This window comes from Tropicimonas sp. TH_r6 (assembly GCF_033101155.1).
Taxonomy (GTDB): domain Bacteria; phylum Pseudomonadota; class Alphaproteobacteria; order Rhodobacterales; family Rhodobacteraceae; genus Tropicimonas.
Genome location: NZ_JAWMPX010000040.1, coordinates 21,603 through 36,762 on the forward strand (window position 1 = coordinate 21,603; position 15,160 = coordinate 36,762).

The window sequence follows — 15,160 nt, forward strand, 5'->3', positions numbered from 1 at the left end:
TTTGGAGGCGAGACTGTCTGTGAGTTTCTTCGAAAAGCCGATCCTCAATTCGCCATACACCGTTCCGAAACGTCACTGGGAGCTCGACACCGGAGGCCATCCCACTGACAAAACCATTGAAAGTCGGCGCCGTTCAGACCTGATTTCTGCGATGCCGCAGTCCAAAAGCCGCAAGGAATCCCAGCAGGGAGCGCTGGAGTTGAGTGCCGAAGGCTTGGCAGGGCAGTCCTTCGAGTACAATGTCACCGAGTTCGTGAACGAGATCCGCCGCGAAGTGCAGGTTTGGAGAGCATTGCCAAATCCCGCGCAATGGCGGGTGACCCCGACAACACAACGATTGCTCCAGCATTGGCGAGCTATCCAGGCTGACCCGACCCAACGCATCAGACCTTTCTTCTGCCAACTCGAAGCCGTCGAAACTGCGATCTGGTTGGCCGAGGTTGCACCGAAAGACAAACGCCGTGGCGGTCGCTATCGGGCACGGCTGCTTGCGGCCAATGCCGAGGCAAACCCGGACCTGTTCCGCATTGCCATGAAACTGGCCACCGGGGCCGGAAAAACCACCGTAATGGCGATGCTCATCGCCTGGCAGACACTGAACGCCGTCCGAAGCCCTAATTCCAAAGCTTTTGGTACCGGGTTCCTTATTGTTACTCCCGGTATCACGATCCGGGATCGGTTGAGAGTCCTGCTGCCCAACGATGCCGACAGCTATTATCGCACGCGCAGCCTGGTGCCGTCGGATCTGTTACAGGAGATGCAACGAGCAAAAATCGTGCTTACAAACTACCATGCGTTCAAGCTGCGGGAGCGCACTCAGCTCGCCAAAGGTACGCGCGAAGCATTGACGGGGCATGGAGATAGCGTGACAACGTTCGAGACCGAAGGTCAGATGGTTCAGCGCGTCATGCCAGATCTCATGGGCTCAGGGCCTATCACGGTAATCAACGACGAGGCGCACCACTGTTATCGCGAGCGGCAGGAGAACGCGGACGCCGGCAAACTAACGGGAGACGCACGCAAAGAGGCTGAGGAAAACAGAGAGGCTGCCCGGCTCTGGATTTCCGGGATTGAGGCAGCCAAGCGAAAATTGAAGGTACGAACCGTCTACGACCTATCCGCCACACCGTTTTTTCTCTCGGGGTCTGGCTGGGTTGAAGGTACGCTTTTCCCCTGGGTTGTTTCGGATTTCTCACTGATGGACGCGATCGAATGCGGCATCGTCAAACTGCCGCGCGTGCCTGTTGCGGACAATGTTCCCGGCCAACCCGAGCCGCTCTACCGAAACCTCTGGAAGGCTATTGGGAAGAAGATGCCCAAAAAAACCAGAGGCGCCCGTCCAGACCCGGACAAGCTGCCACTGGAGCTGAAGACGGCGATCGATGCTCTCTATGGCCACTACGAACAAACCTACAAGCTGTGGGAAGCTGAAAAGGTCGGCATTCCTCCCGTCTTTATCATTGTCTGCAACAACACAACCAACTCCGAGCTCCTGCGTGACTACGTGGCAGGCTGGGAACGCGAGAACGAGGACGGCTTGATTGAGACGGTCAAAGCAAAGTGCGAGCTGTTTTCGAACTTCTCGTCCGATGATGATCGTCTGCCGCGGCCCCGCACCGTCTTGATTGACAGCGCGACTCTGGAGGCAGGCGGTGACGTCGACAAAACCTTTCGGGATGCTCACGCGGAGGAGATCGAGGCGTTCCGCCGCGAACAGGCAGAGCGTGGGCAAGGAGCCGAGCAACTCACTGATGCCGACATTCTGCGCGAGGTGATGAATACAGTCGGGCGAAAGGGGAAGTTGGGTGAGCAGGTTCGCTGCGTGGTCTCGGTCTCGATGCTCACAGAAGGATGGGACGCCAACAACGTCACCCACATTCTCGGACTGCGTGCTTTCGGAACACAGCTTATCTGCGAACAGGTAATTGGCCGCGCCCTGCGGCGGCTCTCCTACGACTTGGACGATCAACCCGACCCCGTCACGGGCGAGCATTTGTTCCGGACCGAATACGCCGACATCATGGGTATCGACGGTCTGAATTTCTCGGATGGCCCTCGCGTCTCGCCCCCTCAACCGCCGCGCGACGTGATCTCTGTCAGGGCCGTTTCGCCCGAGCGGGACCATCTGGAGATTACCTTCCCACGTGTCCAGGGCTATGTGGCGGATCTTCCGCCTGATCGATTGGATGCGGATTTCTCCGGACTGGAACCATACGTTCTGACTCCTGAGAAGGTTGGCGCGGCTGAAGTTACGATGCAGGGGATTGTGGGCGAAGGAGTACTTCTTACCCTCGACTACCTCAACGCACAGCGCCGCTCGACCATCGCGACCCACATCGCCAAGCACATGATCTTCGAAAAGCTGCGTGATGCCAACGAACGACCCAAGATGCACCTCTTCCCGGCCGCCAAACGGCTGGCCAACCAGTGGCTCGCCGAAGGGCACCTCGTCTGCAAGGGTGGCACGATGGAGGCGCAACTTCTCTATCGGCAGCTCGCCGACGAGGTCTGCGACCTCATCCTCGGTGCACTGATTGACAAGCCACGCGGTGATAGTGTCCTGCGGGCAGTGCTCGACCCTTATACGCCAACCGGCTCCACGATGGATGTCAGCTTCACAACCTCCAAGGCGACGCGCTACCCACCTCGTCCGGATCGCAGCCACGTCAACTGGATCATCACGGACAGCCAATGGGAAGCGGAGTTGGCAGCAGTGATCGAGGGGAACTTCCGAGTGCTCTCCTATACCAAGAACCACAACCTCGGGTTCGAAGTACCCTACCTCAAGGAGGGCGAGCCGCACATGTACCGCCCAGACTTCCTGCTGCGCCTCGACACCCCCGAGCCGACGACATTGGTGGTTGAGGTCAAAGGCTTCCGCGACCACGACGCAATGCTCAAGGCAGAGACCATGCGTCACAAGTGGGTTCCCGGCGTCAACCGCCTCGGCCGCTTCGGCCGCTGGGGTTTTGCCGAGCTCCGAGACCCCTTCATTTTCGGTCCGGAACTTGACTCCGCCATCGACGTGCTCCTTGGAAAGGTGCCCGCATGACCGACATCAAGTTTGGCCGTCTCGAAGACCTCCCCCTGCGGGAAGCCTGGAAACACGAGGCGCATGAGTTCACGCCCTGGCTGGCTGAAAACATCGACCACCTGTCTGAGGCCATTGGAGTCCCGCTGGAGCTCACAGGCACCGAGGTCGCTGTAGAAACTTTCAGCGCGGACATTCTCGCCCGCAACCCATTGGACGATACTGTAGTGCTGATCGAGAACCAGCTCGAGGCAACCGACCATACTCACCTCGGGCAGATCATGACATACCTTGCGGGGCTAAAGGCGCATACCGTCATATGGATTGCCCCGGCTTTTCGCGAACCACACCTTTCGGCAATCCGTTGGCTCAACGAAAACACCGCTGATGGCTTCTCCTTCTTCGCGGTCAAGGCACGGGTCGTCCGCATCGCGAACAGCCCCTTCGCACCGATCTTCGATGTTGTTGAGAAACCCAACGATTGGGAGCGAGGGGTAAAGCAAAAGATCTCTTCGGAGGGGGCTGCCTACTACGACGTCAAGGAGGAGTTCTGGACAGAGTTCCTCGAAGCCTATCCAGATTATGCAAACGCTGGCATCAAACCTTGGCGCTACCCCAGCAATTACATCGTTCTGCACGATGACCCGCGCACCGAACTTGCCATCTGGATCGGGAAATCGGATAGCGGCATTTATCTCCGAAGCGGCCACAGCGAACCCCCGGAACCTGTGGCGGCGCTCCTTGAGCCAGCACGAAACACTCTTGAAACCGAGCTCGCCGCACCTCTCGGACCCACCGGGCGTGGCAATCATTTCCTCTCCAAGCGTTTAGGCAAGGGGCACGATATTCGCGCCGACTGGCCTAAAATCATGGATTGGATGACGGAATCCTGTCGCGATTACCGGGCCGCCATCGGCGCCGCCATCACATCCGGAGACGCTTGATGCGGTCATGTCCAGACCATTCGGATCTCCTGAAAGCCGCCGTGACGGAAGGCGTTCGATGGTGGTTTCAGTTTGACGGCCCGCAGCAACTGTTGATCGAGCGAAACAAAGGGCACATCACCAGAGAACATGTGCGTGCCATTGCCAGCACCTACAATTTCGGGCGAAACCTCGTTGGTGGAGATCCCGGCGTGGATCACGTTGTGTCTGCGGTGAACACCTTCGCCGGCAAGACCTTTCCAACGTACAGATCCCGGGCTGAAGCCATCGCTGAAACTGTACCTCGATTGCAAGAAAGCGTCGCTGGTGAGACCAATTCGGGAAAAGCTTTCCGGCTCGTCTCTGGAATGACCAAGCTTACATGGTTCGTGGCACCTGAACGATGGACTCCGTTCGACAGGCTTGCCGCCAAAGCCGTAGGAGCCAACAACCAAGACCTTCTGAAAAGAATGAAATCCTTCTACGAGAAGCTCGACGGGATCGGTTTCGTCGAGCTTTCCGCCGCAATCGCAGAGTCTGCAAAGAAGACCTCCTTCGCACAGGTCACCGGCGAACGCATTCTCGACAAATACCTGATGTTCAACGGCGAGCCGGCTTGGACCAATGCAACTTTGCCCATGGTGAAGGCCTACCAGGACACCCTGCCGGGAACTCTGAAGCGGGAACTGGCTGAGTTTCAGGAAGCCGTGGCAACCGGCCCGGCCGGAAAAATCGACCTCGGAGAAAACCGATGACCGACAAGAAAACCCCCATCGAGCCGATCACCCATGAAAACGAGCGGCTGAACATCCCCACGCCCGAACTCGCCCCGATGATGGACCCGGAGGACGCCCGGCCCATCAAGGTCGCCTACGAGACCCGCAACCCCGATCTCGACCCGCAGCTGATCTGGCGCGGCAAGGATATCGACCAGGCGGCGCTCACCGTGGACGCACCGCCGATCTACCTGCAGGAACAGGTCCACCCCAAGGCGATCATCGAGGACCTGCGCGCCGGCGGCAAACGCAATGGCGAGGGGGCCGGCGCGAGCCTGTTCGACCACTTCGGCATCACTGACGAGGACCGCGAGGCGGAGATCGAATTCTACCGCCACCACCGCAAATGGTCGAACCGGATGATCCTCGGCGACGGCTTGCAGGTCATGGCCTCGCTGGCCGAGCGCGAGGGGCTGAAGGGGCAGGTGCAGGCGATCTATATCGACCCGCCCTATGGCATCCGCTTCAACTCCAACTTCCAGTGGTCCACCACCTCGCGCGATGTGAAGGACGGCAAGCTGGAGCACCTGACCCGCGAACCGGAACAGGTAAAGGCCTTTCGCGACACCTGGCGCGACGGCATCCATTCCTACCTTCAATATCTGCGCGACCGGCTGGTGGTGGCGCGGGAATTGTTGACCGAGAGCGGAAGCTGCTTCGTCCAGATCGGTGACGAAAATGTCCACCGGGTGCGGGCGCTGATGGATGAGGTGTTCGGGGAGGAGAATTTCGTTTCGGAAATAATTTTCGCCAAGACTTCAAGCGCAACGACCAATGCGCTGCCAACGACTTCGGATTTCATTGTCTGGTTTGCAAAAAGCAAAGACAATCTGAAATACAGAAATCAAATCTTCGAAAAGACGCTCTCCGGAGCGGGTGGTGGCGAATATCGCAGCATCATGTTCCCCGACAGCTCCTCACGGAGACTGACGGGATCCGAAGTTGCCGACGCCAGAACTATCCCGAATGAAGGTCGCGTATTCAGGTTGGACACAGTCACGAGCCAGTCACCGGGAACGAAGTACAACGTTCCTCTTTGCGGGCGCGGCTTTTTTCCAGCAGGCTACTGGAAAACTGATGAAGAACGAATGGGACGTTTGATTCGCTCTGGCAGAATGGTGCCGCGAGCGAACTCACTTGGATATTTGCGATACTTTGGTGACTATGCGGTTGTTGGCTATTCAAATGTCTGGACCGATACACAAATCGCTGGGCGCCCTGGAGACAAAATATATGTTGTCCAGACCCTGCCCAAAGTCGTGGCTCGCTGCCTCCTCATGACCACCGACCCCGGCGATCTTGTCCTCGATCCCACCTGCGGCTCGGGCACCACGGCCACTGTCGCCGAGCAATGGGGCCGGCGCTGGATCACCATCGATACGTCCCGCGTGGCGCTGGCCCTGGCGCGCGCAAGGATCATGGGCGCGAAATACCCCTTTTACCTGCTCTCCGACAGCAACGCCGGCCAGAAGAAGGAGGCCGAGGTGACGCGCTCTGCTCCCGCAACCGCGCCGACCTATAACGACATCCGTCACGGCTTCGTCTATGCCCGCGTGCCCCACATCACCCTGAAGAGCATCGCCAACAACACCGAGATCGACGAGATCTGGGCCAACCTCCAACCCGCCGTCGAAGACGCCCGCGCCGTCCTCAACGCCGCCCTCGCGGACCATGCCCAGCCCTTTGCGGTGGAGACAGGCGGCCGCAAGGGAGAGGAGATCGACTTCACCGCCCCGGGCGAAGTCACCCTGCCCAGCGGCGAGGCGGCCCCGGCAGGCGGCTTCATGGAATGGGAGATCCCGCGCGAGGCTCCGGCCGGCTGGCCCGACGCCGCCCGCGCCGCCCTCGACGCCTTCTGGGCCGCTCGCATCGCCCGGCAGACAGAGATCGACGCCTCCATCGCCGCCAAGGCCGATTTCGAATATCTCTACGACAAGCCCTACGAGGACAAGAAACGCATCCGCGTCGCCGGCCCCTTCACGGTCGAGAGTCTGTCGCCGCACCGCACCCAGGCGGTGAACGAATATGGCGAGATCATCGACGAGGCCGCCGCCGGCAAGCGCGGCAAGGATGCGCAGGAGGCCGAGAACTACCTGACCGCGATTCTGGAGAACCTGAAGAAGGCCGGGGTTCAGCAGGCGGACAAGGCCGACAAGATCGAGTTTACCTCGCTCACCCCGGGTTGGGGTGGCGAGTGGATCACCGCCGAGGGCCGCTACATGGAAGGCGACCCCGACGCGGGAGGCGTCGAGCGCCGCGCCGGTATCTTCATCGGCCCCGAATACGGCACCGTCCAGCGTGCCGATCTGGTGGCAGCTGCCCGCGAGGCAGCCGATGGCGGTTTCGATATCCTCATCGCCTGCGCCTTCAACTTCGACGCGCATACGGCCGAATTCCGCAAGCTCGGCCGCGTGCCGGTGCTGCACGCCCGGATGAACCCGGACCTGCACATGGCAGGCGACCTGAAAGCGGGGGGCGGCAACCTGTTCGTCGTCTTCGGCGAGCCGGATATCGAGGTGACGGCAGAGGGCGACAAGGTTCGGGTGGAGCTGAAAGGCGTCGACATCTTCAAGCCCGCGACAGGGGAGGTCGTCAGCTCCGAGCCCGACGACATCGCCTGCTGGTTCATCGACACCGACTACAACGAGGAAAGCTTCTTCGTCCGCCACGCGTATTTCCCTGGTGCGGAGGTCCCCTACAAGCAGCTGAAGACGACGCTGAAGGGGGAGGTGGACGAGGAGGCCTGGGAGAGCTTGAAGCGGACCGTGTCGCGGCCATTCTCCCGTCCGAAATCCGGGCGTATCGCTGTGAAGGTGATCAACCACCTCGGGGATGAGGTGATGAAGGTGATGGGTGTTTAGGGATGGGGAATATCCTAAGCGAAGATTGCCTATCCTTAGCCCGGCTGATTGCAAGCGGTGTTTCGTGCGATGAGATTTCAACTGACGATGGCAGAGAACTCACGGAGGTTCTGAGAGAGATCGCGCTTGAGCTATTGCTTCTGGAAGCATCCCATGAAGAAAAAAGCTACGTAATCTCAGATGTTCGGAAGACTCACCGTAATGCATACAAGGCTTGGACGCAGCACGAGGAGGAGCGATTGATGGCTCTTTTGATCGAAGGCCACTCAATCGCCGAAATTGCCGAAAGTCTTGGACGACAACCAGGTGGGGTCATCAGTCGTGTTCGAAAGATAAAGGATCGTGAGGCCGGGCTGTGATATGACATTCCGCATCGCCGACACCTTCTCCGACAGCCTCGCCAAACTCGCAGCCCAGGAACAGAAGGCGGTTAAGACCGCTGCCTTCGACCTGCAGATGAACCCGGCCAGCCCGGGCCTCTCGATGCACCGCGTCGATCGCGCCCGCGATCCCGATTTCTGGACCGCCCGGGTCAATCGCGACATCCGCCTTGTCCTGCACAAGCGTGACGGCGCCACTCTGCTGGCCTGGGTTGGCCACCATGACGACGCCTACAAATGGGCCGAGACCCGTCGGATCGACACCCATCCCCGCACCGGCGCCGCCCAGATCGTCCAGATCCGAGAGACGGTCGAGGAAGTGGTGATCCAGCGCTATGTCGAGGAGGCCGTGCGCCTGCCGCGGCTCTTTGCGAGCGAGAGCGACGACACGCTATTGTCCTGGGGCGTGCCAGCGGACTGGTTGGATACCGTACGTGATGCGACCGACGAGACCGTTCTGGAAATTGCCGGCCACTTGCCATCGGAGGCGGGTGAGTCGCTCCTCCAGGCGGCAACAGGAGTCCGCCCGGACCAGGCGCCGATTGTAGAACCAGGCAGCGATCCCTTCGCGCATCCGGACGCGGGTCGCCGCTTCCGCACCATGGAAAACGTGGACGAGCTCCGCGCAGCGCTGGACGCCCCATGGGAGCGTTGGTCAGTCTATCTGCATCCGGCTCAGCGCGAGTATGTCGATCGCGACTTCAACGGCCCAGCTCGCGTGATCGGCTCGGCCGGCACTGGCAAGACCGTCGTTGCGTTGCATCGTGCCGTCCGCATGGCGCAAGCGCCAGAGGCGAGGGTTCTGCTGACGACGTTCAACGAACGCCTCGCCTACCGCTTGGCTGAGAAGCTGCCACTGCTCGCCGGCGCTGAAGTATGCGCACGTATCGAGACTGCCGCACTTCAATCGTGCATTGTCGATCTTCACGCAAAGAAGTTCGGAGAGCGCCACTTGGCAAGCGACGAGGAAATCGCACGGATGCTCGAAGACGCAGCTGCGACCTTTGATTTGCATGTCTCGCCCGATTTCTTGGCCGATGAGTGGAAGCTTATTGTAGACGCTTGGGACGTTTCGGACGGAAATACGTACCGCGATTTGCCACGGCTGGGTCGAAAGGTACGCATGGCGACCAAGCGGCGGGATGCATTGTGGCAGGTCTTCGACGCTGTCTTGGCCGAACTCGACACTCGCGGTTGGGTGACTGAAGCAAGCCTTGCGCACGATCTCCGAAAGGCATCGGCCTTTCCCTTCACTCATGCAGTTGTCGATGAGGCACAGGACATTTCGGTTGCACAACTCCGCCTACTTGGGGAGACCTTGGGCGATGCACCGAACGGCCTGTTCTTCGCCGGAGATATTGGACAGCGCATCTTCCGTCCCCCCTTTCCATGGACAGCAGCAGGTGTGGAGCTTCGTGGCCGGTCCAGAAGCCTCAAGGTCAACTATCGAACCTCACACCAGATCCGCCGCCAGACCGAAGGGTTGCTGCCGGAAACACTTGTCGAGGCAGACGGAGCCGAAGAAAAACGGTTGGGGGTTACCTCGGTGTTCGATGGCCCTGCGCCTTTGATTCGTACCTTCGAAACTCGTGAACAGGAGATTGATGAGCTACGAGCGTGGATTTCCGCTCGCCTTAGCGAGGGGTGCGACCCGGATGCGATCGCTGTACTGGTCCGTGACAGGTCCAAAGCTGTGGAAGTTTCCGACGAACTGGAGGCGGATCTGACAATCATGACCATGCATGATGCCAAGGGGGCGGAGTTCCGTGCAGTTGCAGTGATCGCGCTCGACCATAGCGCCATCCCGAATGAACAGCGATTGATGGCCGCACAGGATGAGGCGCAACTGGACGAAGTCATGGCGACAGAGCGGCACCTGCTTTATGTCGCGGCAACGCGAGCCCGCGATTTCCTCTGGATGTCTGGGGTGGAACCAGTAAGTGAGTTTCTGAACGATCTTGGCCAGACAGCCGATGATGTGTCCGCGCAATAGCTCCGCTGGGGGGGGCTCGCTTTTCCCTTTATTAGCAAGGTCGAATTCTAAAACGACCCAATCCGGCGAAAAACCAAGATAACGGTCATCCCTTCGGTGAACCTCGGCTTATCCCATTCCCAAGGCCACAAACGCCAATGCTGGAGGGCAGACGCCACAGAAAAACCGCCGAAGCCATGGCTTATCAGCTCGGAAGCGGAGCTATCAGCGCACAATAGGTGGACTGAGGGGTGGTCTACCTAGGGCTGAAGCCAGGTAAACCTTTGTTATTGAATATTTTTATTCAAAATAGTGGTGCCCGGGGGCGGAATCGAACCACCGACACGAGGATTTTCAATCCTCTGCTATGGTCTCATGAGTGTGCGACGCTTTGAGACTGCTTGAGACACCTTGAGAGGATATGCGACCTCTAACCATCTGATGTTAAAGAGATAGGGACGTTTCTCAGCAACCCAAAATCCGTCTCACTACATCTCGCGCGGTCTCACCTCGTGTCATGGAAGCTCGGTTAGTTTGTCGTCCCGGCGTCGTCCCGAAACCATCTGGGCGATTCTCTGGTCGGCGATTTTTCCGGGGCGACTGAAAGGAACCGACTTCCCTCCTGATCACAAATTCAGGAGCTTACATGCCATTCGACCGAGCTGAAGTAGAAGGCAAGACTGTTCATCGGAAGAGCCGAAAAGTGCGGCTGACCGACCAATATGTCCAGAAACTCAAACCGACGGGCAAGCGCCAGACAATCTCAGATGAAGTCTGTCAGGGACTTTCTTTGCGCCTCGGCGTCTCCGGTACAAAATCTTGGTCATTCATGGGCCGCGATTGTCACAAAAAGAGCCGTACAGAGACGATAGGTCGGTATCCCGACATCTCTTTGAAGGCCGCGCGTCAGAAAACCGATCAACTTCGTCAGGTCTTCGCGTCGCCGGAAGTGCTTGACGGCTATCAGAAGTCTCCCGTCATCGTTGAAGAAGTCACGTTGCATGAACTCTTGATTGAGGCAGAAAAGCATTTTCGCGCAAAAAAGAAGATTTGGCAGCAGCGCGGCAAAACAAGCGACGCATCTACAGCGCGCCAAGTAATCACGACGGTCTTCGGTACAATGCTGCATCAACCCGCTGTTGAACTGACAGCCCAAAAGGCATCCGCGCTGACCCAGTCCTACAAACCGAAGAGCAAGGACCGAACTGGAAGGCAAACCGCAAATGGACAAGCTTCCAGGGCACTTAGCTATTTGAGGACGGTGTACAATTGGGCGTCTAACCGCACTCCCCGTTTCCAGAAAATCGGAGCTGGACGAACCCCCGCGCTTCCGCTGGAGGACCTTTCGGTTATCCATGATCCCTCAATCGACGACCCCAAGATCACGGGCGAACGGGACCGCGTGCTTTCCGTGGAAGAGTTGCGGTGTATCCTCCCCCATCTTAAGGTGCCCGAAACGACCTCGCCAGACTGGTGGAAGATAGACCTACGCCCGGTGGCTCAGCGCTTCATTTTGCTCACTTTGGCGAGGCGAGACGAAGTTGAAGCTGCCCGCTGGGGAGATGTGAACTTCGAAGAGAAATTGTGGACGAAGCGCGTTAAGGGTGGGCATCAAGTTACACACCCGTTGTCGGATGCTGCTATCGCCTTGCTCAAGGCGTTGCCCGGCCTTGATTTTCGGAAGGACGACGACCTCCTTTTTCCGAACCAAGCGTTTGGCCCTCTTGGAAACTGGAATCGTTCGAAAACGAAGCTGGAGGAATCATCGAGCGTCGAAAACTGGCACCGTCACGATCTTCGGCGCACAGGAGCGACGATTTTGACGCTTTTGGGCGTGCCCGCGCAAGTCGTCGATACGCTCCTGTCACACATGAACCCGTTGTCGAAGGTTTCAGTAAGTCCTGCTCTGCAGAGCTACGCGAAGCTCGCGAAGGAAATGAAAGGGTTGCCAAATCCACTCCGGGATGCGGTCGAGACGCTCGCTGAGGCAATTCGCGCAATCGAGGAGGGCAGGCTGTAGTCTCTGCTATCCGCGGTGCAGTACGAATTGCCTGGTTTTCGTTCCCGTTCGCGTTTGCCATCGCACCCGGACTGCTGGATTGTCTCACACTTCGGCCGTCGGTCCAGAACGCGGCGAACGCCCGCTAATAGAATGTGCCGACTGCTTCACCGGCGGTGATAGCCTCCAAGGCTGAGCCGCATCGAAGGAGAAGCGATCATGACATCCAGTTTCAACGAAGACCTTGCCGCGGTTGCCGTCGTTGGCATCGACATTGGCAAGGACGTCTTTCATCTCGTCGGGTTTGATGGTGAGCCGACACGTAGACCGGATACATATCGGCGATATCTGAAACCACGCTGAAAACTCTTGCGAACAGCAGTCGGCACATACATTCCGCCCTCCCTGTCGTTTTTGCGACTGCAGCATAAGGATCGCTCGGGTCGCCCCACGACATTCGAAACCGGCCCATAGCCGCCGCTGGCCAGCCGATCTGATGCCGCGCTGCAGCTTCACCTGACCAGCCATTCGTGCGCCGTGCAGCATTTTCGAAAGGCGAGTGACCGACATGCGGACGTTGCTGCCGTTGACGGAGTTCGCCCGACAGTCGGCTGACTGCGCTTTGTAGCCTTTCACCAGAAAGGTGCCACTTCGCGAACGCAGCAACAAAAGGATGTGGCGTCACTTTCAGACCGGACACTGGACAGCAACCCAGCGAACAGCGGCGAAGCACCATTCTGGTTGATCTTGCATAATGGACGGCGTGGTCGGGCTGCACACCGCTGAACCAAGGCGAGCATTGCCGCTCAGAGGTTGAGCAACCCTTTGCAAAATCTTAATAAAAGCCATTCGCTGGACAGCTTTGTCCACAAAAAAAGTCGTACCGGCCACAGACCTGCAGCCGGCACGCATGTCTTTCGGCGGAGGCAAACCTGAAATTGCCCGCCTCCGCCGAGTGATCAATGCGAGACACTCCCAAGATCTTCGACAGGGATCTCGTACTCGTGCACATAGTTCACGACCAACCGCGCGTCTTCCGCAGCGGTGGTGTATGCATCGAGCGATCCCCCAACTACCATGGCCTCATCTCCGAACACCACTTCGAAAATGTTCACGGTCTCCGGAACCCAGACGCCGTCCTGAAGAACCAGAACATCCGTGTAGACCTCGCCATAGACGCTTTCGCGGTCATAGGTGAACTCGGAATAGTCGATGTCCGAGTAGGTCACTTTCTCGACGGTCTCCGTTTCGATTCCGAGGAACACATTGATATATGCGACCTCATCGGTGGTGAACACGCCCGTCTTGTCGGTGGCCGCAGCAAGGAAAACCGTCGACGCCTCAAGATCTTCGACCGTGAATACGCCATCGACCATGAAGTCGAATTCGTCACCCGGCAGATCATTGATTCCTTCGATGGTTCCCGTGGTCATCAAAGCGACATAGATCGCAAGGTTTTCCAGCGGAGAGTCAATCGTCTTCCACACACCGTCGACTTCGAACATCAAGCGACCGGCGGCATCCGTATCCAGAGCCGTCGCCGACTCCATCAATGTGATTACCTCGTCCGCACGACGATCGAGTACCTGTGTCGGAGCACGGCCGACATTGAGCCGACCCAACTCCACTTCGAGCGTCAGGTTCTCATCGACAGGGTGACCTTCCTCATCAAGGTCGATCAGTTGCCCAAACTCGTCAAGCGGTTGGACCCAGCCCTCGGGTGTTAGCAGCGGAACGCCGTTGGCATCACGCAGGATGACCCAAAGATCCCCGAAGAGATCGCCCTTTGTTGATCCCGAATTGTCTGGCGCTCCACCGCCAGAGCCATCCTTGCCACCAGGAACTCCGGCCCAGGTCGGCCGATCCGAGTCGTCATCATCCTCCGAGACCGAAACCACGGGCTTTACAGTTCTTTTTCCGCTCGAAACCGACTTGGGCGCGGCGCGCACCGACGGCTTCACGATAGTCGAGCTTGGATTTACTTCGGTAGAAGAGCCTGACTTCTTGGCAGAGGTAGTCTGACCTCTGCGCTCGGATGACGGGGCGTTTCTCTCCCTGTCGTCACCGTCCGAACCGGAGGAATTGCCGCCTCCGCCAGACCCGGAGGAACTGCCGCCTCCGCCAGACCCGGAGGAACTGCCGCCTCCGCCAGACCCGGAGGAACTGCCACCTCCGCCAGACCCGGAGGAACTGCCACCTCCGCCAGACCCGGAGGAACTGCCGCCTCCGTCCGATCCAGAGCCGCCTCCGCCACCATTTCCGTGCCCTCCGGCGGCCTCTGCATATGAGCAATCGAACTCGGTCAGGTCGACCGGCGCCACCGCGAGAACGAATGTTGCGGCACTGCCAAGCAGCAGCGCCTTGATTACACCAGTTCTTCTTTCAGCAATTTTCATGACCTCCTCCTTCCCGTTGCACGTGCTTTCATCCAAGCCCAAGAAGGTCGACGTTGAAGCACGCAGCACACGACTTCTCGACAGTTTGCAACTTGCAAACGTCAATCAAGCAGCTCCCGTAAAAGAAATCCTCCCATCTCTTTTACGGACTATATAGCTGCGTCTAAATTATACATTAAGGCCGCGAGACATGAATGATCCCTGTCAAGAAGACAGCCTGGTACCATGAAATATTCTTATCAAAAATACGAAATATGTTGGGCTGGAGGCCTTCGCCCGTGGGCTCGGGCATCGGAAAGCTTCATGATTGGGGAACGCGGTGGACAAAACCCAAGTTGGCCTCGCCCCGAGGAGGCCTTCTCTGTGCTTGCTTCCTTCGTCTTCATTTCCGGTAAAATTCTGAAGTCGCGAGAGTCGTTCCCGGAGAGGATACCTCACCGTCTTTCTCGTCCCCCCTGAATCTCAAGCAAGCTGTCGGAGCGACGCCGAAAAGGTGTACAGGGCCAATCGGTATCGCGTTCGGCAAACCAGATACCGGAGCAATGGGAAGTGAGGTCGGGAATGCTACTCTCGCAACGAACGATAGCAGCAGTGTCGGCATTCAACTCCTTCGTTCAGTCAGCAGAAACATGCAGAATGGCCTCAGAGCCGCCTTGTGGCGGTGCAGAGAATTACGCCGTTTCAGGGTTGCCTGAATGTCGGCTCACGAGGTCTCAGCATAGTTGGTTCGCGCTTGCGGAGAAAGTCAGCAAACCGCCCTCCCTGTCGATTTCTGCACCCGCGAGATTGGGACTGCTTGGCGACATGGCACAACGTCGCGAC

General features: G+C 58.4%; 9 protein-coding genes. 8 read left to right on the top strand and 1 reads right to left on the bottom strand.

Features of this window, described 5'->3' with window-relative positions; translation table 11 throughout:
• The first annotated feature begins 19 nt into the window (after positions 1-19).
• The 8 genes from R3X27_RS23425 to R3X27_RS23460 all read left to right on the top strand — a co-directional run bounded on the left by R3X27_RS23425 (position 20) and on the right by R3X27_RS23460 (position 12,305).
• The gene (locus R3X27_RS23425) at positions 20-3,052 is read left to right on the top strand and encodes a BPTD_3080 family restriction endonuclease (protein WP_317711333.1); all 3,033 of its coding nucleotides are present in this window, start codon (positions 20-22) and stop codon (positions 3,050-3,052) included.
• Positions 3,049-3,975, top strand: a complete 927-nt coding sequence (locus R3X27_RS23430) for a hypothetical protein (protein WP_317711334.1) — start codon at positions 3,049-3,051, stop codon at positions 3,973-3,975. Before R3X27_RS23425 ends, R3X27_RS23430 begins: the two co-directional genes overlap by 4 nt.
• Entirely contained in the window at positions 3,975-4,709 is a 735-nt protein-coding gene (locus R3X27_RS23435; protein ID WP_317711335.1) for a hypothetical protein, read from the top strand. The genes R3X27_RS23430 and R3X27_RS23435 overlap by 1 nt, the downstream gene beginning before the upstream one ends.
• Positions 4,706-7,591: a site-specific DNA-methyltransferase gene (locus R3X27_RS23440; RefSeq protein WP_317711336.1), complete on the top strand. Its 2,886-nt coding sequence runs from the start codon at positions 4,706-4,708 to the stop codon at positions 7,589-7,591. Before R3X27_RS23435 ends, R3X27_RS23440 begins: the two co-directional genes overlap by 4 nt.
• 2 nt (positions 7,592-7,593) lie before the next feature.
• Positions 7,594-7,950: a hypothetical protein gene (locus R3X27_RS23445; protein WP_317711337.1), complete on the top strand. Its 357-nt coding sequence runs from the start codon at positions 7,594-7,596 to the stop codon at positions 7,948-7,950.
• A 1-nt stretch (position 7,951) separates the two neighbouring features.
• Complete coding sequence (locus R3X27_RS23450; protein ID WP_317711338.1) at positions 7,952-9,964, top strand: 3'-5' exonuclease; 2,013 nt, start codon at positions 7,952-7,954, stop codon at positions 9,962-9,964.
• 625 nt (positions 9,965-10,589) lie between these two features.
• On the top strand, positions 10,590-11,963 hold the full coding sequence (locus R3X27_RS23455) for an integrase family protein (protein ID WP_317711339.1): 1,374 nt from the start codon (positions 10,590-10,592) through the stop codon (positions 11,961-11,963).
• A gap of 198 nt (positions 11,964-12,161) precedes the next feature.
• The gene (locus R3X27_RS23460; RefSeq protein WP_317711340.1) at positions 12,162-12,305 is read left to right on the top strand and encodes a hypothetical protein; all 144 of its coding nucleotides are present in this window, start codon (positions 12,162-12,164) and stop codon (positions 12,303-12,305) included.
• A gap of 596 nt (positions 12,306-12,901) precedes the next feature.
• Here the strand turns inward: R3X27_RS23460 and R3X27_RS23465 are convergent.
• Positions 12,902-13,840: a hypothetical protein gene (locus R3X27_RS23465; protein WP_317711341.1), complete on the bottom strand. Its 939-nt coding sequence runs from the start codon at positions 13,838-13,840 to the stop codon at positions 12,902-12,904.
• Between the last annotated feature and the right edge of the window lie 1,320 nt (positions 13,841-15,160).